The 22,782-nt window shown below is 70.8% G+C and carries 17 protein-coding genes and 1 pseudogene; 5 read left to right on the plus strand and 13 right to left on the minus strand.

Features of this window, described 5'->3' with window-relative positions; all coding sequences use genetic code 11:
- Positions 1-36: 36 nt before the first annotated feature.
- From IF22_RS0130700 to IF22_RS0130730, 7 genes are all read right to left on the minus strand, one after another.
- Positions 37-1,050 (minus strand): ABC transporter ATP-binding protein, encoded by a 1,014-nt coding sequence (locus IF22_RS0130700; protein WP_030337838.1) that lies wholly within the window; start codon positions 1,048-1,050, stop codon positions 37-39.
- The gene (locus IF22_RS0130705) at positions 1,043-2,071 is read right to left on the minus strand and encodes an ABC transporter ATP-binding protein (protein WP_030337839.1); all 1,029 of its coding nucleotides are present in this window, start codon (positions 2,069-2,071) and stop codon (positions 1,043-1,045) included. The genes IF22_RS0130700 and IF22_RS0130705 overlap by 8 nt, the downstream gene beginning before the upstream one ends.
- 26 nt (positions 2,072-2,097) lie before the next feature.
- The gene (locus IF22_RS0130710) at positions 2,098-3,066 is read right to left on the minus strand and encodes an ABC transporter permease (protein ID WP_030337840.1); all 969 of its coding nucleotides are present in this window, start codon (positions 3,064-3,066) and stop codon (positions 2,098-2,100) included.
- Complete coding sequence (locus IF22_RS0130715; protein ID WP_030337841.1) at positions 3,059-3,985, minus strand: ABC transporter permease; 927 nt, start codon at positions 3,983-3,985, stop codon at positions 3,059-3,061. The genes IF22_RS0130710 and IF22_RS0130715 overlap by 8 nt, the downstream gene beginning before the upstream one ends.
- 148 nt (positions 3,986-4,133) lie before the next feature.
- Positions 4,134-5,771 carry a peptide ABC transporter substrate-binding protein gene (locus tag IF22_RS0130720; protein ID WP_030337842.1) on the minus strand — a complete coding sequence of 546 codons (1,638 nt, stop codon included), beginning with the start codon at positions 5,769-5,771 and terminating at the stop codon, positions 4,134-4,136.
- 578 nt (positions 5,772-6,349) lie between these two features.
- Positions 6,350-7,036, minus strand: a complete 687-nt coding sequence (locus IF22_RS0130725; protein WP_030337843.1) for a response regulator — start codon at positions 7,034-7,036, stop codon at positions 6,350-6,352.
- 2 nt (positions 7,037-7,038) lie between these two features.
- A complete protein-coding gene (locus IF22_RS0130730) occupies positions 7,039-8,307 on the minus strand; it encodes an ATP-binding protein (protein WP_030337844.1) in 1,269 nt (422 codons plus the stop codon).
- Between the two features lie 155 nt (positions 8,308-8,462).
- On the opposite strand from IF22_RS0130730, the gene IF22_RS0130735 reads away from it, so the two are divergent.
- From IF22_RS0130735 to IF22_RS0130745, 3 genes and pseudogenes are all read left to right on the plus strand, one after another.
- Positions 8,463-10,259, plus strand: a complete 1,797-nt coding sequence (locus IF22_RS0130735; protein ID WP_030337845.1) for a PspC domain-containing protein — start codon at positions 8,463-8,465, stop codon at positions 10,257-10,259.
- Positions 10,256-10,439 (plus strand): annotated as a pseudogene (locus IF22_RS33475) (hypothetical protein); the annotation flags it as partial. The gene IF22_RS0130735 and the pseudogene IF22_RS33475, both read left to right, overlap by 4 nt.
- A gap of 712 nt (positions 10,440-11,151) precedes the next feature.
- Positions 11,152-12,405 carry a phosphatidylserine decarboxylase gene (locus IF22_RS0130745; RefSeq protein ID WP_030337847.1) on the plus strand — a complete coding sequence of 418 codons (1,254 nt, stop codon included), beginning with the start codon at positions 11,152-11,154 and terminating at the stop codon, positions 12,403-12,405.
- Between the two features lie 64 nt (positions 12,406-12,469).
- On the opposite strand, the gene IF22_RS0130750 is transcribed toward IF22_RS0130745, so the two are convergent.
- From IF22_RS0130750 to IF22_RS0130760, 3 genes are all read right to left on the minus strand, one after another.
- Positions 12,470-13,420, minus strand: a complete 951-nt coding sequence (locus IF22_RS0130750) for a CDP-alcohol phosphatidyltransferase family protein (RefSeq protein ID WP_030337848.1) — start codon at positions 13,418-13,420, stop codon at positions 12,470-12,472.
- A 344-nt stretch (positions 13,421-13,764) separates the two neighbouring features.
- On the minus strand, positions 13,765-14,730 hold the full coding sequence (locus IF22_RS0130755; RefSeq protein ID WP_156058008.1) for an NUDIX hydrolase: 966 nt from the start codon (positions 14,728-14,730) through the stop codon (positions 13,765-13,767).
- 364 nt (positions 14,731-15,094) lie between these two features.
- A complete protein-coding gene (locus tag IF22_RS0130760) occupies positions 15,095-16,045 on the minus strand; it encodes an NUDIX hydrolase (protein WP_030337850.1) in 951 nt (316 codons plus the stop codon).
- A gap of 143 nt (positions 16,046-16,188) precedes the next feature.
- On the opposite strand from IF22_RS0130760, the gene IF22_RS0130765 reads away from it, so the two are divergent.
- On the plus strand, positions 16,189-16,557 hold the full coding sequence (locus IF22_RS0130765) for a PspC domain-containing protein (protein ID WP_030337851.1): 369 nt from the start codon (positions 16,189-16,191) through the stop codon (positions 16,555-16,557).
- A 7-nt stretch (positions 16,558-16,564) separates the two neighbouring features.
- On the opposite strand, the gene guaA is transcribed toward IF22_RS0130765, so the two are convergent.
- Both guaA and IF22_RS0130775 read right to left on the minus strand, forming a co-directional pair.
- The gene (gene guaA, locus IF22_RS0130770; RefSeq protein ID WP_030337852.1) at positions 16,565-18,121 is read right to left on the minus strand and encodes a glutamine-hydrolyzing GMP synthase; all 1,557 of its coding nucleotides are present in this window, start codon (positions 18,119-18,121) and stop codon (positions 16,565-16,567) included.
- A 154-nt stretch (positions 18,122-18,275) separates the two neighbouring features.
- Entirely contained in the window at positions 18,276-19,970 is a 1,695-nt protein-coding gene (locus IF22_RS0130775; RefSeq protein ID WP_030337853.1) for an FAD-dependent oxidoreductase, read from the minus strand.
- A gap of 143 nt (positions 19,971-20,113) precedes the next feature.
- On the opposite strand from IF22_RS0130775, the gene IF22_RS0130780 reads away from it, so the two are divergent.
- Positions 20,114-21,232: an LCP family protein gene (locus IF22_RS0130780; RefSeq protein WP_030337854.1), complete on the plus strand. Its 1,119-nt coding sequence runs from the start codon at positions 20,114-20,116 to the stop codon at positions 21,230-21,232.
- A gap of 7 nt (positions 21,233-21,239) precedes the next feature.
- Here IF22_RS0130780 and IF22_RS0130785 read toward each other — a convergent pair whose 3' ends face one another.
- Positions 21,240-22,697, minus strand: coding sequence for a M1 family metallopeptidase (locus IF22_RS0130785; protein WP_030337855.1), 1,458 nt, complete (start codon positions 22,695-22,697; stop codon positions 21,240-21,242).
- Positions 22,698-22,782: the final 85 nt, after the last annotated feature.

The following is a 22,782-nucleotide window of genomic DNA, read 5'->3' on the forward strand; positions in this document are numbered from 1 at the left end:
GTCGTCGCGGTGACGGCGGCAGGCGGTTTCGGTGACTCACACCTCGTGGGTGGCGACGATCTCGCGCTTCTCGGCGAAGTGGCAGGCGCTCGGGTGGTCCGAGCCCGACCGGGTCTCCAGCAGCGGGACCTGCTCGGCGCAGACGTCCTGCGCCTTCCAGCAGCGGGTCCGGAACCGGCAGCCCGAGGGCGGGCTGATCGGCGACGGCACGTCACCCGTGAGCCGGATGATCGTCTTGTTGTGCCGCTGCGTCGGGTCCGGCACCGGCACCGCGGAGAGCAGAGCCTGGGTGTACGGGTGGGTCGGCCGCTCGTAGATCTCGTCCTCGGTGCCGATCTCCACGATCTTGCCGAGGTACATCACCGCGACCCGGTCCGAGAGGTGGCGGACCACCGACAGGTCGTGCGCGATGAAGACGTACGACAGCCCGAACTCGCCCTGCAGCTGCTCCAGCAGGTTCATGACCTGGGCCTGGATGGAGACGTCGAGCGCCGACACCGGCTCGTCGCAGACGATGATCTCGGGCCGCAGCGCGAGCGCACGGGCGATGCCGATGCGCTGACGCTGACCGCCGGAGAACTGGTGCGGGTACCGGTTGATGTGCTCGGGGTTGAGCCCGACCAGGTCGAGCAGCTCCCTGACCTTGGCCCGGCGGCTGCCCTTCGGCGCCACCTCCGGGTGGATCTCGAACGGCTCACCGAGCAGGTCACCGACGGTCATCCGCGGGTTCAGCGAGGTGTACGGGTCCTGCATGACCAGCTGGATCTGCCGGCGCAGGCGCCGCAGCGCACCACCGGAGAGCTTGGAGATGTCCTGACCCTTGTAGAGGACGCTGCCTTCGGTCGGCTTCTCCAGGTTCATCAGCACCCGGGCGAGCGTCGACTTGCCGCAGCCGGACTCGCCGACCACGCCGAGCGTCTCGCCGGCGCGCAGATCGAAGGAGACCCCGTCGACCGCCTTGACCTGACCGACGGTCTTCTTGAACACCACACCCTGCGTCACGGGGTAGTGCTTGACCAGGTCACGGACCTCGAGGATGTTCTCAGACACGGTTCACCAGCTCCTCGGCGAAGTGGCAGGCGCTGGCCCGGGCATTGCCCACCTGCAGCAGCGGCGGGACCTTTTCCCGACACACCGGCTGAGCCATGGGGCAGCGCGGGTTGAACGGGCAGCCCGGCGGGATGTTCATCAGGTTCGGCGGGAGGCCCTTGATCGTCCGGAGCTGCTGCCCCTTCTCGTCCATCCGCGGGATCGAGTCGATCAGACCCATCGTGTACGGGTGCGCCGGCTTGGCGTACAGGTCGTACACGTCCGCTTCCTCGACGATCCGGCCCGCGTACATGACCGCGATCCGGTCCGCGACGTCGGCGACCACGCCGAGGTCGTGGGTGATCAGGATCATGCCCATCTGCCGCTCACGCTGGAGCTCGGCCAGCAGGTCCATGATCTGGGCCTGCACGGTCACGTCGAGAGCGGTGGTCGGCTCGTCCGCGATCAGCACCTCCGGGTCGAGCGCCAGCGACATCGCGATCATCGCGCGCTGCCGCATACCGCCGGAGAACTGGTGCGGGTAGTTGTTGAACCGACCCTTGGCGTTCGGGATCTTGACCTGGTCGAGCATGTCGATCGCGCGCTTCTTGGCCTCCGCGCGACCCATGCCCCGCCGGACCCGGAACTGCTCGGCGATCTGGAACCCGACGGTGAAGACGGGGTTCAGCGCGGAGAGCGCGTCCTGGAAGATCATCGCGATGCCCTCGCCGCGGATGCGGCGGCGCTCCTCGTCGGACATGCGCAGCATGTCCTTGCCGTGGAAGCGGACCTGCCCACCGGTCACGAAGCCCGGCGGCGTGTCGAGGATGCCCATGATGGTCTGCGCCGTGACGCTCTTACCGGAGCCGGACTCGCCGAGCACGGCGAGGGTCTCCCCCGCGTCGACGTGGTACGTGACCCCGTTGATGACCTTTGCGACGCCGTCCCGGGTACGGAACTCCACCCGCAGGTCGTCGACCTCGAGCAGCCGGCCGGAGGGACGCCCGGAGCCGCCGGATCCCGGCGCTGACTGCTCGGACACGAGAATGTCGGACAACTGGATCTCCCCTAGCGGAGTTTCGGATCGAGGGCCTCGCGGACCGACTCACCGAGCATCACGAAGCTCAGCACTGCGGTGACGAGGAACGCGGCGGGGAAGAACACCAGCCCCGGCGCGACCCGGACGAACTGCTGCCCATCACTGATCATGATGCCCCAGGACACCACCGGCGACTTCAGACCGACGCCCAGGAACGACAGCGTGGCCTCGGCGCCGATGAACGAGCCGACCATGATCGTGCCGTAGACCAGCAGCGGGGCCAGGCAGTTCGGCAGCAGGTGCTTGAGGATGATCCGGCCGGTGCCGGCACCCAGTGCGCGGGCCGCCACGATGTAGTCGGCCTCCTTGGTGGCGAGCACCGAGGAGCGCATCAGCCGCATCACGACCGGCCAGCTCAGCACGATCAGCGACGCGATCACCAGGCCCATGATCTGGGCCTTGCTGTTGCCGGAGCCCGACCCGTTGAACGTGGTCAGGATGACGATCGCGCCGAGCACGAAGGGCAGACCGAAGAAGACGTCGGCGATCCGGCTCAGCAGCGCGTCCACCCAACCACCGCGGTAGCCGGAGATGATGCCCATCGTTCCGCCGATGAGCAGGGTGCCCAGCACGGAGAGCACGGCGACCACGACGGAAGCCCGTGCGCCGTAGATGACCCGGGCGTAGACGTCACGGCCCTGCACGTCGTAGCCGAACCAGCCATTGGCGGACGGCTTGTCGAGGCTGCGGGACAGCGAACCGTTGACCGCGTCGCCCGGGGCGAAGAGCGCCGGGAAGGCCGCCATCAGCAGGAAGATCAGGATCAGCGTGGCCGAGATCCAGAACAGCGGCTTGCGCCGCAGGTCACGCCAGGCGTCGGCGAGCAGGCCGCGCGGCTTCTCGTTGCTCTGCGGCTGACCCGCGGTGGCGGGGGCGGCGGAGTCGGTCGGGTGTGCGCCAGGGGTGCTGACGATCGATGCGGTACTCGGGTCACTCATAACGGATCCTCGGGTCCAGGGCGGCGTAGAGCAGGTCAACCAGCAGGTTCATCACGAGATAGACCAGCACCAGGACGACCACGATTCCTACCACCGTGGCGCTTTCCTTGGTGATGATCGCCCGGAAGACCTGGCGGCCGATTCCGTTGATGCCGAAGATTCCCTCGGTGACGATCGCGCCACCCATCAGGGCACCGAGGTCGGTGCCGAGCAGGGTCACCACCGGGATGAGCGAGTTGCGCAGCAGGTGCACGCCCACCACTCGGCGCATCGGAAGGCCCTTGGCGATCGCGGTACGCACGTAGTCCGCGCGACGGTTCTCCGCGATGCTCGTTCGAGCCACCCGGGCGATGTACGCCACCGACGCGCTACCGAGCACGAAGCCCGGCACGATCAGCTCGGACCACCGCATCTCCGAGGAGACGGTCGGCTTGATGATGCCCCACTGCACACCCAGCAGCCACTGCAGCACGAAGCCGACCACGAAGACCGGCAGCGCGATCAGGAAGAGGGTGGAGACCAGGACCAGGTTGTCCAGGAAGCCGTTACGCCGCAGGCCGCTCAGCACGCCGGCACCGAGGCCGATGATCGCCTCGATGGCGAGCGCCACGAGCGCCAGCTTCAGCGTGTTCGGGTACGAGGTCATGATGATGTCGCTGATCTCGCGCTGCGAGAAGGTCTGACCGAAATCGCCCTGGAGCAGGTTCTTCATGTAGCTGCCGTACTGCACGAAGACGTTCTGGTCGAGGTGGTACTTCTCGGTCATGAAGGCGATGTACTGGTCCGGGCAGCGGCGCTCACCGCACTTGCCGGCGAACGGGTCACCGGGGACGGCCCAGACGAGCCAGTAGATCAGGAACGTCGTACCGATGAAGACCGGCACGAGTTGGAGCAGCCGTCTCAACAGATAACGGCCCATGGGGTGGTCCTCCAGACAGGGGGCGCGTCGGACGGCCGACACGGTGGTGACAACGTGCGAGTGGAGCGTTGTAACACCCACTCGCGGAACGGCCCCGGGTCGGGCTCACCGGATGTGGCGAGCCCGACCCGGGGTCAGACCGTTCGGATCAGAGCTCGACCGAGGTGATGTCGATCTCGCCGACGTTGTTCAGCTCGAGCTTCTTGATCTTCTCCGAGTGGCCGGACTGCTGGCCGTAGAAGTAGACCGGGATGCTCGGGACGTCCTGGTCGACCTTCTCGACGGCCTTGGCGAACGCCTCGTGCGAGGCCTCCAGGCTCGGCGCGCCGCTGGCCTGCTTGGCCAGCGCGTCGACCTCGGGGTTGCTGTACAGACCGTCGTTGGAGGAGCCGTTGGTGACGAACAGGGGGTTCACCCAGTTCTCCACGTCCGGGTAGTCCTGCTGCCAGGCAGCGCGGTACGGGCCCTTCATGGTGTGGGCGTTGATGTTCTGGCGGAAGACCGCGAAGGTCGGCACGCCCTCAGCCCGAGCGTTGATGTTGAGGTTGGTCTTGATCTGCTGCGCGACGGCGTCCATCCAGTCCTTGTGGGCGGAGTCCGCGTTGTAGTAGAAGACCATCTCACCGGTGAAGCCACCGGCCTCGGCGAGCAGCGTCTTGGCCGTCTCCGGGTCGAACTTGCAGGCGGTGCAGTTGCCCGGCTTGGCGCCCGGGGTCAGCGGGTTCGCCCAGCTGTCGGCCGGCTTGCGGGTGCCGAAGAAGATCTTGTCCGAGATCTCCTGCCGGTTGACCGCCAGCGACACGGCACGACGCAGCTTCGGGTTCTGGAAGCGCTTGTCGTAGATCGGGAACGCGATGAACGCGGTCGACGGCGTGACGGTCGAGCGGCCCCGGTCACCGAGGTCGGTCTTCCACTTGTCACCGGCGAGCGCCGAGGTGGGGACAACCTCCATGAAGTCGAGGTTGTTCGCCAGCAGGTCGGCGTAGGCGGCGTTGTCGTCCTGGTACAGCTTGACGTCGACGTCCTTGATCTTCATCTTGTCGCGAAGATTGTAGTCGTCGAAGCGCGTCAGCTTGATGAGGGAGTTGTCCTCCCACGACACGAACTTCACCGGGCCGTTGGCGATCGGCTTGCGGCCGAACTCCTCGGGCTTCATGGTGAAGAACACGTCCGGCAGCGGCATGAAGGCGCTGTAGCCGAGCTTGGTCGGGAAGACCGCGGTCGGCGCCGACAGCGTGACCTCGAAGGTCTGCTCGTCGATGACCTTCAGGCCGGACATCTTGTCGGTCGACGGCGTCGGAGCCTTCTTCGGGCCGTCCGGGCCGTCCGGGTCCGTGGTGTAGGTCTGGTCGAAGCCCGCGATGTCGGCGAAGAAGGTGCCGTTCTGCGCGCCGTTCGGCGAGTAGGCGGCCCAGTTCCAGGCGTCGACGAAGTTCTTCGCCTTGACCTCGGTACCGTCGTGGAACTTGGTACCGGCCTTGATCTTGATCGTGAAGACCTTGGAGTCCGTGGTGTTGATGGACTCCGCCAGCGCGTTACGCGGGGCCCCACCGTCGTTCGGGTACTCGACCAGGCCGGTCCACAGCCAGTCGACGATCTTCCCGCCGCCGGTCTCCGTGGTGTTCGACGGGACCAGCGGGTTCTCCGGCTGGACGCCGTGCACAACGATCGAGCCGTCCGCGCTGGCGGCAGTATCGCCGTCGCCGCCGCTCGAGCAACCGCTCGCGACAAGCGCGGCAGCCGCGCTGAGCGCGATGGCGCTCGTCGCCCGCTTCGAGACTCTCATTCCGAGGGGCCTCCTCTTTCTAACCAGGTTCCGTCGTGGGTTTCACGCACGTTTGGGGGTGACACCGCCCGACCACCCCGGGGCGCGGGTCGCCGGGACCACAGGGAAGTTGGGGACACCCCTGATGTTCCGATCCGCCGGGCTCCCTCACCAACGAGGCGCGACACGACGCAACCGACACAGCCACGGGCCGCCGTGATCGGCAGATTCGTGGTCGTGGGGCGTACGGAGTGCCACACACCGATGGTGAGGTGCTGCCACTGTGACACCCACTGGCCGCTTCCGTGAAGGTGCCGTTATCAAGCCGTTAGTTGCCCGCCACGTTGCCGATACTTGAAAAATGATCATAAAACGGTCGCCGCAGGCAGCGTTGAGCAGGAAATACGTTGCGCCGCCCGAACACGAGGCCTCAGCCCGTGCGCGTCCCCGAGGTCACCCGGGCCCGGTGGGACGTCCGTCACCACTCACGTTTCGAGCCATCCGGATGAGGGTGCCCAGGACTACCCGGCCACGATCACCGGCTGGGTGGACGAGGGTGCGCCGGACGTTTCTCTGATCCTCGCCGCTGGCGACCCACGTCAGACGAGCCGGCGATCCGCCGCCCACCGGGAGAGCTCGTAACGGTTGGACATCTGGAGCTTGCGCAGCACGTTGGACACGTGCGTCTCCACCGTCTTGATGGAGATGAACAGCTCCTTGGCGATCTCCTTGTACGCGTACCCCCGGGCCAGCAGCCGCAGCACCTCCCGCTCACGGTTGGTGAGCTGGTCCAGCTCCGGGTCGGCCACCGGGGCGTCCGGCCGGGCCGCGAAGGCATCCAGCACGAACCCGGCCAGCCGTGGGCTGAACACCGCGTCGCCGTCGGCCACCCGACGGATCGCGGCAGCCAACTCGTCCGGGGAGATGGTCTTGGTGACGTACCCCCGGGCACCGGCACGGATCAGCCCGATCACGTCCTCCGCCGCGTCGGAGACGCTCAACGCCAGGAACTTGACCTGCGGATGGGTACGCCGCATCGCCTCCAGCACCGCGCGACCGCCACCGTCGGGCATGTGCACGTCGAGCAGGACCACGTCCGGGCCGACGGCGGCGATCCGGGTGACCGCCTCGGCCACCGTGCTCGCCTCGCCCACCACCTCGACGTGGGCGCCCAACTCCGCGCGCACCCCGGCCCGGAACATGGCGTGATCGTCCACCAGGAACACCCGCAGCCGCTCGGGGCGGGCATCCGCCGGGTCGAGGTGCTCGGTCGACTGCTCGGCCATGGTCATCTGTTCCTTTCCGCTGCGGACGAGTCCCGGGAGATCGGCAGGATCAACCGGACCTCGGTCCCCTCCCCCGGGCCGGACCGGATTTCGGCCCGTCCGCCGTGCCGCTTCATCCGCCCGATGATCGAGCCGCGTACGCCGTGCCGGTGGTCCTCCACGGTATCCGGATCGAAGCCCTTCCCCCGGTCCCGAACGAAGACGCTGACCTGATCCGGCTCCACCTCGGCGTAGAGCGACACGGTCTGCACGCCGGCGTGCCGGGCCGCGTTCACCAGAGCCTCGCGGGCGGCAGCCACCAGTGCCCCGACCTTCTCGTCGGTCTCCCGATCGCCGACCACCACCGTCTCCACGCTGATCGCGAAGGTGTCCTCGACCTCGGCCGCGGCCTGCTCCAGGGCGGCGGCGAAGCGCTCGCTCGGCGAGGCGGTGGGCTTGTAGAGCCAGTTGCGCAGCGAACGCTCCTGCCCTCGGGCCAGCCGCTGCACGGTCTTCACGTCACCGGCGTTGCGCTGGATCAGGGCCAACGTGTGCAGCACCTGGTCGTGCACCATGGCGGCCAACTCGGCCCGCTCCTGCTCGCGGATGCGCCCCTCGCGCTCCGAGCGGAGCTGGCTGTACGTCCGCCAGAGCACCGGCGCGGCGACCACGCCGACGCCCGCCAACCCGACCAGCGCGAAGATCACGCCGTTGATCACCGCGTCGAAGTTCTGTGCCGGCGAGTAGACGGCCGCGACACCGATGATGCCGACCGCGACCAGCACTCCACCGCCGATGAACCGGAGCACGAAGGCCCGGCGGTCGCTCTCCTCGACGACCGCGCCGAGCCAGGGCACCGGCATCGCGTCGCCCCACTGCCGCCGCCGCTCGGGCGCGGACTGGTGCCAGATGACGCCGGCGCCGACCGCGATGATCGCCACCAACCAGCCGGCGGTGCCCGCCGCGCCCACCGAGTCGAAGACCATCACCTGGATCAGCAGGACACCGAGCCCGATCCCCACGAACGGCAGGAGTTGGGCGACATCCCGCCGGGGCGGCACCGCTGTGTCACCGGGACGCAGCGGCACCACCGCCCAGAAGGCCGCGTAGAGCAGCAGACCGAGCCCGCTCAGCCCGAGCAGGACCATGAACGCGACGCGCACCCGCAACACCGAGATGCCGAGGTGGTCGGCGATACCGGCGGCGACGCCGGCGGCCATCCGGTGCTCGGGGGCGCGGTAGAGCCGCGGGGGTGGGGTCACGGTGCTGCTGATCGGAGGCTCCCTGGTCACGGTGGCGGACAGGTCGAGGTCGGTGACTCGATCGTCACACGCTGCGGCGTCGGTGACCACGGGGACGCCCCCGACATTCCGGCCGCCGGATCTCAGGGTGGGGTCAGGGTCGGGTCCTGAGGTCGTTCGGGTGCGCCGGGCAGCAGGATCGAAGCATGACCGAGGAAGCTGCCCCGCCGCCCCGATCGGGGTCGGCACAGTCGGGCGGTTCAGCACCGCCCCCGCCCGCCACCACGCCCACCGAATGGACCGAGCCCCGCACGTTCGGTCCGCACGCTGGCACCGACGCGCCCGCCGACACCGCACCCGGCGATCCGGCCGACGGCTACGCGCCGCCCGCTGCGGGCTACGGCCCAGGCCCGGGGTTCGCGGCGGGCACCGGCTACGGTCCGGGCGGCACGCCACCCGGTGGTCCCGGACCGTCCGCACCGCCACCGCCGCTGGGCGGCACCAGCTTCACCTCACGGTACGGGCTGGTCCGACCGCGCGACGGGCGGTATCTGGCCGGGGTCTGCGCGGCCATCGGGCGCGCCACCAACACCGATCCGGTGCTCTGGCGGGTGCTGCTCGCGGTGCTCGGCTTCTTCGGGGGCATCGGCATTCTGGTGTACGTCGCCGCCTGGCTGATCATCCCGAACGAGGGCGACACCGCGTCCCCTGTCGAATCCATGCTCGGCCGCGGTCGCTCCAGCATGTCGCCGGTGACCGTGATCGTCCTGGGCATCCTGGTCGCGGCCAGCTTCGCGTACATCGTCACCGACGCCTTCCGCGCGGTGCTGCTCGGCGCGGCCATCCTGGTCGCCGGCGCGCTCCTGCTCAACCGGGACGGCCGCAACCCACGGCCCGGCACCCCGGGCGGTCCGCCACCGGCCGGCAACCCGGCCGGCCCGGTCGTCCCACCGGTGGCCTGGCCCGCACCGTCGTACGGCGCGGCGTCGTCGACCGGCCCGGCGGTGACGCCGCCGATGTTCGGCACCGGTCCGGGGTACGCCACCGCGACCACGGGGGCGACGCCCACCGCCACCATCCCGGGGTACGACACGCCGCCGACCAGCGGCCCGCAGCCGGCCACCGCGACGCAGCAGGTGTCCGGGATGGGTCCGGTGTCCGGGCAACCGGCCGGCACGACGGCTGCCCAGCCCGGCTGGCCGAGCACCGCCATGCCCAGCTCCGGTTGGCCGTCGCCACCGGTGAGCAGCGCACCCGCTGCCCCGGCCGGCTACCCGACCGCCCCGCCGCCCTCCGGTTACCGCCCGCCGTTCGCCCCGCACGGTCCGTACGCTTCGCCGACCCCGGCCGCGCCGCCTCCGCCCAAGCCACCGAAGCCGCCGAAGCGCCCGAAGGAGCGGTCACCACTCGGCGCGGTGACCTTCTCGCTGATCTTCCTGGTGCTCGGTCTGGTCGCCCTGCTCGACCTGCTGGACGTCTTCGCCATCAGCGCCTCGGCGTACTTCGCCGCCGCGTTGGCCACCATCGCGCTGGGTCTGCTGGTCGGCACCTGGTTCGGGCGGGCCCGCTGGCTCATCGCGCTCGGCCTGGTGACCGCCGCGGCGCTGGGCACGGCCACCGTCGCCGAGTCCTACGACCGGATCCGAGGGGTCGACGGCGCGGTGACCTGGGCGCCCACCGACTACCGCGACCTGGCGGACCGGTACGAGAACAGCTTCGGTGACGCCGTGCTCGACCTGCGCGGGATCGACTTCGCGAAACGGGAGAGCCAGGTGACGGTGGCCGTCAACTTCGGCCAGGCGACAGTGGTCGTGCCGCCGAACGTCGACGTCACGACGGTGGCCGACGTCAACGCGGGTGACGCCACCGTCTTCGGCAACCGCTCCGGCGGCCTGGACGGCCGTCTGCGGGAATCCACCGACCTCGGCGCGGACGGGCCCGGTGGCGGGACCCTGCGCCTCTACATCCACGTCAACGCGGGCAACCTGGAGGTGACCCGGTGAAGGCTCACCGCACGGATCTGGTGTCGTTCGCCTTCGGGCTCGTGTTCCTGGCGCTGTCCGCCTGGTGGCTGCTCGCCCAACTGCTCGGGCTGGCGCTGCCGCCGGTCGGCTGGTTCCTGGCCGGCGCACTCATCCTGATCGGGGTCTTCGGGCTGGTCGGCGCGCTGCGCTCGGGTCGACCGAGCCAGCCGGAGCCGACCGCCGGGGTCGCCGAGGCCGTCGTGCCCGTTTCCGGCACGTCGGTCTCCGGTGCGCCCAGCTCCGGTGCGCCCGCGCCGGTCTCCGGTGCCGCCACGTCGACATCCGGTGCGGCCCTGCCGGTCTGGGAGGCCGAACGCTCCACCTGGGACACCCCCTCCCCGGACCCGACGCGCATCTCGGACCCGACGTTCGCCTCGGACCGGTCGCTGGAGACGCCGACCGCCGAGGTGCGGGCGGAGGATGCGCCGATCACCGATGTGATCCACCCGGCCTGGCTGGCACATCCGCCGTCGGAGCCGCCGACCGAGCCGATCCCCGGCCGGTCCGGCGGCGCGGACGAGGAGCCGACTCTCGGGGTCCTCGCCCGCCCGGGGACGTCCGACGGGGACGAGCCGACCCGGTCCGACCAACCGGTCGCGGCCGGCGGTGACCACCCGGGCACGGCCGCCGCCGACGATACGGCAGCCAGCGGCGGCGACCAGACCCGCGACGAGCGGGAGGGTCCGCGCCGGGAAGTCTGACCCCGGGCGCCTGACCCGCGTCGGTCCACCACAGCCGCACGGCGGTGGGACCGGCGCGGACGGGCGCATATGCTGGCCGGTGGAGATCTCGCCTCCGCCGGCCGGCCCGTCCCGCCCATGGCGGTCCCGCCGCGATTCCCGTCTCTACCCCCGTCAGGAGCCCGCCCGACATGACCCAGTCCCCCGCCGTGCGTACCACCGGCCGGTCCGGTCCGGTCCGCATCGGCGAGCGAGCCGCCCGTACCCTCGTCGCCGAGCTGGCCCGGATCAACGACGCCAAGGCCGCCCTGCTGGTCGGGGTGCACCCGGCCTCCGCGGTGCTGGCCGCGGCGATCGAGGCGCTGCTCCCCGGTGACCGGCTCACCGTGGTGCCCACCGAGCCGTTCGGCGCCGCCGCGCTGCGCGAGCACGTCACCGCCCAGGGCCGCTGGGTCGCCGACCGGGTGAACGTCGTCGACTCGCTGGCCGAAGCCGAGCCCGCCGCGGTCGTCATCGCCGGTGAGGTGTTCACCGGCACCGCCGAGGCGACCCGCGGCGGCGTCGAAGGGCTGGCCAAGTACCTGACCGACGGGGCGGTGCTGAGCGTGGCGACAGTCGCCACGCCCGGCCGGACCGAGGGCGCCGCCGCCGAGCTGGCCCGACAGGACGCCCTCTATGGCGTCGGCGCCGACCTGGTGCTGCGCAACACGCCACCGGTACGGGTCTACCGACTGCGGTTCACCCCGGCCAGCCCGGCCACCGCCGACAGCCTGGCCCCCGCGTACCGGCCGTCGAGTGTGCCGGTGACCCGGAGCATGCACATCGACTCCAACGGTGTGGCGGCGGCGGGCATCGCGCTGGGCCTCGCCGCGCTCACCCGGGTGGCGCGTCCGTCGTCCAAGCTGTGGCTGCTGCCGGCCCTGGCCGCCGGGCCGGTCGCCGCGTTCTTCCGGGACCCCGAGCGGGACGTGCCGGAGGACCCGAGCGCCGTGGTCGCCAGCGCGGACGGAAAGGTCCTGTCGGTTCAGCGGCTGCACGACGAGCGCTTCGGCGACGGCGAGTGGCTGCGAATCGCGGTGTTCCTGTCGGTGCTGGACGTGCACGTCAACCGCGCACCGGTCGCCGGCAAGGTGGTGGACTACTTCGTCGCCGACGGCGGCTTCGTCAACGCGATGAAGCCGGACGCCGAGCACAACGTCGCCGCGTACACCGTGCTGGACACCGCGCGCGGCACTGTGGTGGTCGCGCAGCGGACCGGGCTGATCGCTCGCCGGATCGTGCAGCGCGCGCCGATCGGCGCACTGCTGGCCAAGGGCGAGCGCTTCGGGCTGATCCGGTTCGGCTCCCGGACCGACGTCTACCTGCCCGCCGAGACCGCGGACCCGCTGGTCGGGCCGGGCGACAAGGTGGTCGGTGGGTCCACGGTCATCGCCCGCTGGCGCTGACCCGCTGACCCGCTGACGACGAACGGGGCGCCGCGGTCCGCGGCGCCCCGTTCTGTCTGCTCAATCAGGCGGTACGACGCTGCCGCAGCCAGAGAACCGGCCCGCTGACCAGGTAACCCACCACGATCAGCGCGAACGTCAGCCGGATGTCGACCAGTGCGCCGATCACCGGAGCCAACCAGAGCCACGGCGGCAGCTTCACCAGGCGGGCGAGCTTGGCGTACGGGAAGCTCGACACCATCGCGAACGCCAGCAACGCCACCCCGGCGACCAGCACGGCACCGGGCACCGGCAGGCCGATCGCCACCGTCACGGCGAGCACCGCGGCGGCCATGGTGGTGGGCACACCGCAGAAGAAGCGGCCGTCCTTCGGCGAGACGTTGAACCGGGCCAGGCGGATCGCGGCACACGCGGCGACCAGGGCGCAGGCCACCGCCGCCGCGGCCGTGGAGACCGAGCCGGCGAGCGACGCGTAGACCACGACCGGCGCGGCCAGGCCGAACGAGCACATGTCGGCCAGTGAGTCCATCTGAGCGCCGAACGGGCTGGCCACGCCGAGGCGTCGGGCCAGCGCGCCGTCCAGACCGTCGAAGCCGACGCAGGCGATCAGGCAGAGCGCGGCCATGCGCACCTCACCCTGCATGGCCAGGAAGATGGCCAGCATGCCGAGCATCAGGCTGGCCAGCGTGCAGGCGTTGACCAGGCCGAACTTCATCCGGCGCGCGATGGTGCGCTCGCCGGGAAGCAGCGGGATCGAGCGGGCCTCGTCGACCTGCGCCATCGGCGGCATCGCCGGGCTGACCGGTACGACCGCGTCGATGTCCGCCCGGTCCAGGCCCAGTGTCGGGTCCACACCCAGCGTCGGTCGGCTGAGCCGGTCCAGGCCGTAACGACGGCGCTGCCGGTCGGCGTACCGGTGCTCGGTCGGGGTCAGGTCGGTCGGGTGCAGGTCGCCGTCGCGGCGACCGACCCGGACCAACAGCACCTGGCGGGCGAACGTGCTGCTGCGGCGCAACCGGCCCGCCCAGCGACGCCCTGCGGGGCGCGGACTGTCAGTAGTACGACGCCGGCGCCATGGGGCTCTCGGCACGTTTCCTCCATCACCGGATCTGCTGGCCGCCGTGGGGCGGTGTCCGGCTGTCTCGTGCCGGACCTTGCATGGCCCGGCAGCCGTTTTGCGGAGTACACCATCGCATAGGGGAACATGGCTTGGCGATAGCTGCCGGCGGTACTTATAACTGGCTTAAACCGCTCGAACCGCTCGCTTGTTCCCATCCCGGGCCTCATCGCCCGTTTCCTCCATCATTCCCGCCTTTGACTGTACCGGAGGGTCACCAACTCGGCTCAGTGAGCCGAGTGCTATCGGCCACTCTGTCCGATTGCCACGGCAGCGATGTCGCTCAACGGCAGGTCAACCGCCTCGGCCCGGGTGAACCACCCCGCCCGGGCCGTCGACCCTCCGGCGGCTTCGGTGACCGTCGCGTCAGTAGGTACGTCCACCAACACCCGATAGATCACCCGTACGCCATGCCAGTCCAGCGGACGGCCCTCCGGGCCGTACGCGGCCGGATTGTGCAGGTTGTTGACGCCGAGGAGCTCCACCACCCGGCCCACCTGCCCACCCTCCTCGACCAGCTCCCGGAGCAACCCGGTGGCTGGCTGCTCACCGTGATCGGTGCCACCGCCGGGCAGATGCCAGAGACCGGCCCCCGGATAGCCCTGCGCGATCTGCGTCAGCAGAATCCGCCCAGCAGGGTCGGTGACCAGCCCGTACGCCCCGAAGCGCAGCCGACGATCGGGGTGTGGCGGCGCAGTCGGATGCCGCAGCCGGTGCGTCCCGGGCGGCAGTGGGGTGACCGGCACACCGAGCGCCTCGGCGGTGAACGGGGTCAGCGGCACCTGCGCCACCTCCGCCGGGGAGAGCCAGCGAGACTGATCAACCAGACCAGCCCCGGCCTCGGGCTGCGCGCCTTGGGGCTGCGCATCCTGCGGCTGAGCCGCCTGGGGTCGCGGGGCATCGGACAGAGCGCCGTGGGGCGTGCTGAGTTCAAACAACAGCCGGTCGGTGTGCAGCGAGATCCTGCCCTCCGAAGAAGTGGCCACATCGGCGACCACCGCGAGCAGTCGAGACACCGTCACCGTCAACCCGACCTGTTCGGCGACCTCGCGGACCACTGCACGCTCCGGGTCCTCGGCATGCCCGACGGCACCGCCCGGCAACCGCCAGAGACCCGGGAATTCGCCTTCAACCCCGTCCCGAACCACCAGGACACGGCCCGAATCCCTGATGAGCCCGTAGACCCCGACCCGCCGCATCAATTGCACCTTTGCTCGCCCCCGCTTCGCACCCCATGCCGTTGATCATGAAGTTATCGCCATCCATCTCGCACTCTGACAATAACTTCATGATCAACGCGAGGTGGCGCATGGGAACCCACGGAGCTGGCGAACCGGCGTCACTCAGGACGAAGCGTGATCCACTCGGGTTCACGGAAGGCGCGGTGTCCCGCGCGCCGGGATACCGCGCCTTCAAGGAACCCGAGTTGATCAAGGGGGTGAGGCCAGTCGATCACAGGGCGAGGCCACTGCGCAGCGGCGGGGCGCGACCACGGGCAGCCGGCGGCAAGCCGGCAGGTCGTGCCGGACGGGGGCGCGACCGTTGGGCCGTCTCCTCGTAGACCGGCCGGGGTCAGGTTAGCTGGGCCGCCTGCACCGCCTCGGCGGTCACCTCGGTGAGGCGGTCGGTGGGGAGGGCGCCCAACTCCTCGCGGCCGAACCAGCGGGCCTCGCAGGTGGAGCCGCCCACGTCAGCCACGGTCAGCGGGTTGGGCTGGTCGACGACGACCCGGTAGAAGGCGCGTACGCCGTGCCAGTCGATCGGGTAGCCCTCCGGGCCGAGCGAGGCGGCGTCGCGGTGGCTGGCCACCCCGAGCAGTTCGACGAGGCGGCCGGTCTGCCCGGTCTCCTCGACCAACTCCCGGATGAGAGCCGCGCCGGGCTGCTCACCGTAGTCGGTGCCGCCGCCGGGCAGGTGCCAGCAGCCGGCACCGGGGTAGCCGTCGGAGACCCGGGTGAGCAGGACGCGACCGGCCGGGTCGGTGCAGACCGCGTACGCGGCGAAGCGCTGGGCCCGGTGCAGCCCGTCGGGGCCGGGCACGGCGTAGAAGGAGGGGAACTCGGGTGCCTCGTCGGGCACCACGTCGGCCGAGGAGGCGGGCAGCCCGAGGGCGCGTGCGGTGAACGAGCGCAGCGGCAGCTCGCGCGCCTCGTCGAGGGTGTACCACCGGGCGAGGTCGGTGGGGCGTTCGCCGGCCCGGTCCGCGAGGGTGCCGCCGCGCACGGCCACCCGGTAGATCAGCCGGTCGGTGTGGATGGTGATGCCGCGATCCGGGAGTGCCCGCATGTCGGCGAGCACGTCGGCCAGGCCGGAGACGGCGACCGAGAGGCCGGTTTCGGCGGCGGTCTCGCGGACGACGGTGTGGTTCGGGTCCTCGCCGTGGTCGACGGCCCCGCCGGGCAGCGACCACGCTCCGGGGGTCCCGGAGTGCTCCGATGCGCGGACCAGCAGGACGCGGCCGCTTGAATCAGCACAAACTGCGTATGCCGCGATCCTGCGGAGCGGCTTGAGCAAGGTGGTCACGGAAGCAAATTCTCCCCGGGCCGGGTTACCGGAACGGAAAAGAGTCGGATTCCTGACTGTCCGGCCCCGATCAGGGATTGGTCAGGGTAATGATCCGGGCGGTCACCGAGGGCGGGGCGGACGCCAGCGCGGACCGTGGGGGTATGACATCGACCACCGCACCCCACGCCCCGTACAAGCAGCTTCGGCGACCCACCACCGACCGCATGGTCGCGGGGGTCGCCAGCGGCATCGGCCGCTACTTCGACATCGACCCCACACTGGTCCGGGTGATCTTCGCGGTCACCGGCCTGCTCACCGGCGGGCTCGCGCTGTTCGCGTACCCGATCATGTGGTTCCTGATGCCGGAGGAGCCCGCCGGCGCGCCGGCCTGGCCGCACGCCGCGGGCGTCGCGCCGCAGAACGGCCCGCCGCCCACCGCCGGGCCCGCGCCCGGCGGCCCACCGCAGGGGTACGCCCCGACGCCGCCCTACCCGCCGACGACCCCGTCCAGCCCGCCGCCGGCCGCCTGAGCGGCGCTCACTCCCACTCGATGGTGCCCGGCGGCTTGCTGGTGACGTCCAGGACCACCCGGTTGACCTCGGCGACCTCGTTGGTGATCCGGGTGGAGATCCGGGCCACCACGTCGTAGGGCAGCCGGGACCAGTCGGCGGTCATCGCGTCCTCGCTGGAGACCGGGCGCAGCACCACGGGGTGCCCGTAGCTGCGCCCGTCTCCCTGCACACCGACGCTGCGCACGTCGGCGAGCAGCACCACCGGGAACTGCCACACGCCCCGGTCGAGGCCGGCGGCGGTCAACTCCTCGCGGGCGATCAGGTCGGCCTGGCGAAGCAGGTCGAGGCGCTCCTGGTCGACGGCGCCGATGATCCGGATGGCGAGGCCGGGGCCGGGGAACGGGTGCCGCCAGACCATCGCCTCGGGCAGACCCAACTGGAGGCCGAGCGCTCGGACCTCGTCCTTGAACAGGGTGCGCAGCGGCTCGACCAGCGCGAACTTCAGGTCCTCCGGGAGGCCGCCGACGTTGTGGTGGCTCTTGATGTTGGCGGTGCCGGTGCCGCCGCCGGACTCCACCACGTCGGGGTAGAGGGTGCCCTGGACGAGGAACTCCACGTCGCCGTGCGCGGCGATCTCGCGGGCCGCCGCCTCGAAGACCCGGATGAACTCCCGGCCAATGATCTTGCGCTTCTGCTCCGGGTCGGTCACCCCGGCGAGCGCGCCGAGGAACCGGTCGGCGGCGTCGACCACCTTCAGCTTGATGCCGGTGGCGGCGACGTAGTCCTTCTCCACCTGCTCGGCCTCGCCGGCGCGCAGCAGGCCGTGGTCGACGAAGACGCAGGTGAGCTGGTCACCGACCGCCTTGTGCACCAGCGCCGCGGCGACCGCCGAGTCCACCCCGCCGGAGAGGCCGCAGATGACCTCCTTGTCGCCGATCTGGGCGCGGATCCGGGCGACCTGCTCGTCGATGATGTTCTCGGGCGTCCAGGTCGGCTCGATGCCGGCGATGTCGTAGAGGAAACGGGTCAGCATCTCCTGGCCGTGCGCGGTGTGCCCGACCTCCGGGTGGAACTGCACGCCGGCGCGCCGGCCGGCCAGGTCCTCGAATGCCGCGACGGGGGCGCCCGCCGACTCGGCGGTCACCGTGAAGCCCTCGGGCGCCTCGGTGACGCAGTCGCCGTGGCTCATCCACACCGGCAGGTCGGCCGGCAGGTCCCGCAGCAGCACACCGGGGTCGAGCAGGCGAGGGCGCAGCGGGGTGCCGCCGTACTCACGGTTGCCGGTCCTGGTGACCGTGCCGCCGAGCGCCTGGGCCATCGCCTGGAAGCCGTAGCAGATGCCGAAGACCGGCACGTCGGCGTTGAACACCCCCGCGTCGATCTGCGGTGCGTCCGGGGCGTAGACGCTGGCCGGGCCGCCGGACAGGATGATCGCGGCGGGGTTCTTCGCCAGCATCTCGGCGATCGGCATCGAGTGCGGCACGATCTCGGAGTAGACCTTCGCCTCACGGACCCGACGGGCGATGAGCTGGGCGTACTGGGCTCCGAAGTCCACCACGAGGACAGGGCGAGGCAGGCTCATGTGCACAAAGCCTACCGACAGTCACGACCGTTCCCGCCACCGGCACGCCCACCCCGCCCCTCCCCCGCGATCTTGCACTTTCTGTCGCGACAAATGGCACGAATGCCGCGCAACGACGACCGAAAGTGCAAGATCGCGGGGGTTGCGGGGGGGGTCAAGGACGCAGCGCGCCCGGGGCGTTCGGCGGGACTGCCGGGTTTCGCGGGGGTACGGGGGCCAGCCGGCGGTACGGGCCGCCGAGCGGCGGGCGGGGATCTTCCTCGCCCTTGTTCGGCCAGAAGGACATGGCCCGTTCCGCCTGGGCGGTGATCGTCAGGGAGGGGTTCACGCCCAGGTTGGCCGAGACCGCCGCGCCGTCGACCACGTGCAGCCCGGCGTGCCCGTACACCCGGTGCCAGGGATCGATCACTCCGTCGGCCGCTGTCGCGCCGATGACCGCCCCGCCCAGGATGTGCGCGGTCACCGGGATGTCGAACGGCTCGGTGAGCGAGCCGCCGGCGGTGCCGCCGATCTCGTCGGCGAGCAGCCGGGCCGCTGTGTTGCCGGCCGGGATCCAGGTCGGGCTCGGGGTGCCGTGACCCGGGCCGGTGACCAGCCTGCGGCCCAGCGGGCCACGCCGCCACCGGGTGGTCAGCGAGTTGTCCACCGACTGCATGACCAGGGCGATCACCGTCCGTTCCGACCAGCCCCGGACCGACACCATCCGCGCGGCCAACCCGGGCTGCCGCACGATGCTGCCCAGCCAGCGGCGTACCCGGTGCGGGCCGCCGTCGACCAGCAGCGACTGGAGCAGCCCCATCGCGTTGGAGCCGCGCCCGTAGCGGACCGGCTCGATGTGCGTCTGCGGGTCGGGGTGGAACGAGCTGGTGATAGCCACCCCCTCGGTGTAGTCCAACCGCTCGGAGCGGGCCCGCTGTCGTGGCACCGAGGCGCCGAGGATCGCCTCCGAGTTGGTTCGGGTCAGCTCGCCGAGGCGGGGCGAGAGCCCGGGTAGCGCTGCGTCGGCGCGCATCGCGTGCAGCAGCCGCTGGGTGCCGAGCGCCCCGGCGGCGAAGACCACCTGGTCGGCGTGGATGACCTGCCGGCCCCGGCGCAGCCAGGCGCCGGTGCGTTCGGTGTGCACCTGGTAGCCGCCGCCGGCGGGCCGGACGGCGGTCACGGTGGTCAACGGGCGGACCGTGACCCCGAGCCGCTCGGCGAGCCAGAGGTAGTTCTTCACAAGCGTGTTCTTCGCCCCGTGCCGGCAACCGGTCATGCACGAGCCGCAGTGCGTGCAGCCGGTGCGCTCCGGGCCGGCGCCGCCGAAGTACGGGTCCGCGACCCGCTGGCCGGGCCGGCCGATGTGCACGCCCACCGGGGTGGCGTGGAAGGTGTGCCCCACCCCCATCCGCTCGGCCACCGCCCGCATGGCCCGGTCCGCACCGGTGTGCACGGGGTACGTGGTGACACCGAGCATCCGTTTCGCCTGGTCGTAGTGGTGGGCCAACTCATCGCGCCAGTCGGTGATGTCCCGCCACTGCGGGTCGTCGTAGAAGGCCGGCAGCGGTTCGTAGAGGGTGTTCGCGTAGACCAGCGAACCGCCGCCCACCCCCGCGCCGGAGAGCACCAGCACCCCACCGCCGGACCCTCGGTCGGCCGGGCGGAGCAGGGTGAGTCGTTGGATGCCGTAGCAACCCAGCTTCGGAGCCCAGAGGAACCGGCGGACCCGCCAGGACGTCTGTGGGAACTCGTCGTCGGTGAAGCGGCGGCCGGCTTCCAGCACCGCCACCGAGTAACCCTTCTCGGCGAGTCGGAGCGCGGTGACGCTGCCACCGAAGCCGGACCCGATGACGACCACGTCGTACCGCATGAAGGCATCATTACTCGTGAGTAGCGCTCGCGCCAGCGCCCGTTTTCGCGCGATCATGCTCCGGCCGACCGACCCGGCGTCTCCCGGCCGCAACCGGGAGCACCTGTCGGAGCGTTGTTCACCAGAGGGTGAGAGGAATCCACATGGTTCTCGGGTCGATGGCGCCACGCCGACGCTGGCTGCTGCTGGGGCTGACGGCCCTCGCCGCGGTCGCGCTGATCGCCGCCGGCGCGGTGGTGATCACCCGGCTGACCGGTGACAACACGCCGGGCGGCGCTCCGGTGGCCGGCTCACCGACCCCGTCGCCGGTCGGCACGCCCACCCCGAGCCCCAGCGGTCCACCGCCGGGCGCGGACATCACCGGCCCGCTCAACCTGCTGCTGGTCGGTGTGGACACCCGGGTCAGCGTGCCCGGATGGGAGCCGCACTCGGACGCCGTGCTGGTGCTGCACGTACCCAAGGGACTGAACCGGGCGTACCTCTTCTCACTCCCCCGCGACCTGCTCGTGGACATCCCGGCGTTCCCGAAGGCCGGCTACAAGGGCGGCAAGACCAAGCTCACCCACGCGATGAGCTTCGGCAGCCGGGTGCCGGGCAAACCCAAACAACCCAGCACCGCCCAGGGGTACGAGCTGCTGCGCAGCACGGTCAGCGGTTACACCGGGCTGCGCATCGACGCTGGCGCGGTGCTCACGTTCAACGGGTTCGACCGGCTGGTCGACGAACTGGGCGGGGTGGACATCTACGTCGACCAGCGGGTCGAGTCGCTGCACCGCCGACCGGACGGCAAGTACCGGGAGCCCGCGCCGGGCGGGTACAAGGGGCCGCAGCAGGTCTACGAGAAGGGCGAGCGGCACCTCAACGGCTGGCAGGCGCTGGACTACGCACGGCAGCGCTACATCACGGGCGGCGACTACGCCCGGCAGCGTCACCAGCAGCAGCTGATCCGGGCGATGACCCGCAAGATCCTGGACGAGGGCCTGGCCAAGCAACCGGAGCGCGTCGACAAGGTGGTCTCCGCGCTGGGCGACACGTTGGTCTACGTCGGCGGACGCCGGATCGTCGACATCGCGTACGCCCTCAGTGGCCTGCCGGAGAACCGTTTCACGCTGGTCGGGCTGCCCGGTTCCGGTGTCGGCAAAGGCAGCGCCTACCGGGGTGAGCAGCTGACCGCCGAGGGCCGCACGTTCCTCACCGAACTGCGCGCCGGTCGCGCCGACGCGTACCTGGACGCCCACCCCAAGCTGGTCGTCAAGAACTGACCGGCGCTCAGAGCCGCTTGGGCGGGGCGGGCTTCTTGGTGCCGTACAGCCAGGCGTCGAAGAGCGCGTCGAGCTTCTTGCCGGAGACCCGCTCGGCGAGGGCCACGAACTCGGCGGTGGTGGCGGTGCCGTCGCGCTTCTCCGCCGCCCAGGTCTTGACGATCTCGAAGAACGCCTCGTCGCCCACGGCCACCCGCAGGGCGTGCACCGTCATCCCGCCGCGCTGGTAGACCGACTCGCTGAACAGCTTCTCCGCACCCGGCTTGCCCGGCGGTGTCTGCCACACCTGCGCGGACATCTCGACGTAGCGGGTGTCGAACGCCTCCTTGGCGGTGTACTCGTCGGTGTGCTCGGCCCAGAGCCACTCCGCGTACGTCGCGAAGCCCTCGTTGAGCCAGATGTCCTCCCACTTGGCCAACGCGACGCTGTCGCCGAACCACTGGTGGGCCAACTCGTGGGCGACGACCTCGGTGTTCTCGCCCTGCCGGAAGAAGCTCGCCGCGTACACCGGTCGGCTCTGCGTCTCCAGGGCGTAGGAGATCCGGCTGTCGGAGACCACCACACCGCCGTACGCGTCGAACGGGTACGGCCCGAACACGCTCTCCAGGTAGTCGGCCACTTCCACGGTCCGGGCGATCGACGCGTCCGCGCTCCCCTTGGCCAGGTTGGTGGTGACAGCGTTGTAGACCGGGCGGCCCTTGTGCTCACCGGTGGTGATCCGGAACTTGCCGATCACCAGCGTGCTCAGATAGCTGGCCATCGGCGACTTCTCCGACCACTTCCAGGTGGTCCAACCGCCCGAGCTGACCTTCCCGCCGGGAACGCCGTTGCTGATCGCGGTCAGCCCGTCCGGAACGGTGACCTCAAAGTCGTAGGCCGCCTTGTCCGACGGGTGGTCGTTGACCGGGAACCAGGTGCTGGCCGATTCGGGCTGACCCAGCGCGATGGCACCGTCGGCGGTGTGCAGGAAGCCGCCGTCACCGAGCGTCTCGTTCTTCAACGGCTTCGGCTTGCCGGCGTAGGTGATCTCGACGACGAACCCGTTGCCGTTGATCAGGCCGGACGCCGGCTTGATCACCAGCTCGTTGCGCTTGCGGCTGTGCGTCGCCGGTGCGCCGTCCACGGTGACCGCGCTGACGGTCAGGCCGGCCAGGTCGAGGTTGAACGTCGACAGGTCGGTGGTCGCGGTGGCCCGCACCGTGGTCGTACCCGTCAACTGGTCCTTGGCCGGGTCGTAGCGCACCTTCACCGTGTACCGGCCGACGTCGTAGCCGCCGTTGCCGTAGGTCGGGAAGTAGGGGTCGCCGACCCCGTCGGCACCCGCCGTGAACGTCCGCGCCGTGGTGGAGGACGTGCTCGGTGACGGTGCCGTCTCCGGGCCCGTCGAGTCGCATCCGGACAGTGCCAGCGCACCGGTCACCACCAGAGCGGCACCCGTCCGCAGTCTGTGCCGCGTCCCCCGCATCCCACACCCTCTCCGCACGGTGGCCGGTCACGGCCTCCGCCGCTCCGCACGAACGGGCGCCTACCCGCCGTTCACCGGCGGCAGC

It is taken from the genome of Micromonospora parva (genome assembly GCF_000718515.1).
GTDB lineage: Bacteria > Actinomycetota > Actinomycetes > Mycobacteriales > Micromonosporaceae > Micromonospora > Micromonospora parva.

Bases quoted from the DNA above. Each gene is read 5' to 3' on its own strand.
- IF22_RS0130710 (WP_030337840.1), bottom strand. From the start codon at position 3,066: ATGAGTGACCCGAGTACCGCATCGATCGTCAGCACCCCTGGCGCACAC.
- IF22_RS0130715 (WP_030337841.1), bottom strand. From the start codon at position 3,985: ATGGGCCGTTATCTGTTGAGACGGCTGCTCCAACTCGTGCCGGTCTTC.
- IF22_RS0130720 (WP_030337842.1), bottom strand. From the start codon at position 5,771: ATGAGAGTCTCGAAGCGGGCGACGAGCGCCATCGCGCTCAGCGCGGCT.
- IF22_RS0130725 (WP_030337843.1), bottom strand. From the start codon at position 7,036: ATGGCCGAGCAGTCGACCGAGCACCTCGACCCGGCGGATGCCCGCCCC.
- IF22_RS0130735 (WP_030337845.1), top strand. From the start codon at position 8,463: ATGACCGAGGAAGCTGCCCCGCCGCCCCGATCGGGGTCGGCACAGTCG.
- IF22_RS0130745 (WP_030337847.1), top strand. From the start codon at position 11,152: ATGACCCAGTCCCCCGCCGTGCGTACCACCGGCCGGTCCGGTCCGGTC.
- IF22_RS0130765 (WP_030337851.1), top strand. From the start codon at position 16,189: ATGACATCGACCACCGCACCCCACGCCCCGTACAAGCAGCTTCGGCGA.
- guaA (WP_030337852.1), bottom strand. From the start codon at position 18,121: ATGAGCCTGCCTCGCCCTGTCCTCGTGGTGGACTTCGGAGCCCAGTAC.
- IF22_RS0130775 (WP_030337853.1), bottom strand. From the start codon at position 19,970: ATGCGGTACGACGTGGTCGTCATCGGGTCCGGCTTCGGTGGCAGCGTC.
- IF22_RS0130780 (WP_030337854.1), top strand. From the start codon at position 20,114: ATGGTTCTCGGGTCGATGGCGCCACGCCGACGCTGGCTGCTGCTGGGG.
- IF22_RS0130785 (WP_030337855.1), bottom strand. From the start codon at position 22,697: ATGCGGGGGACGCGGCACAGACTGCGGACGGGTGCCGCTCTGGTGGTG.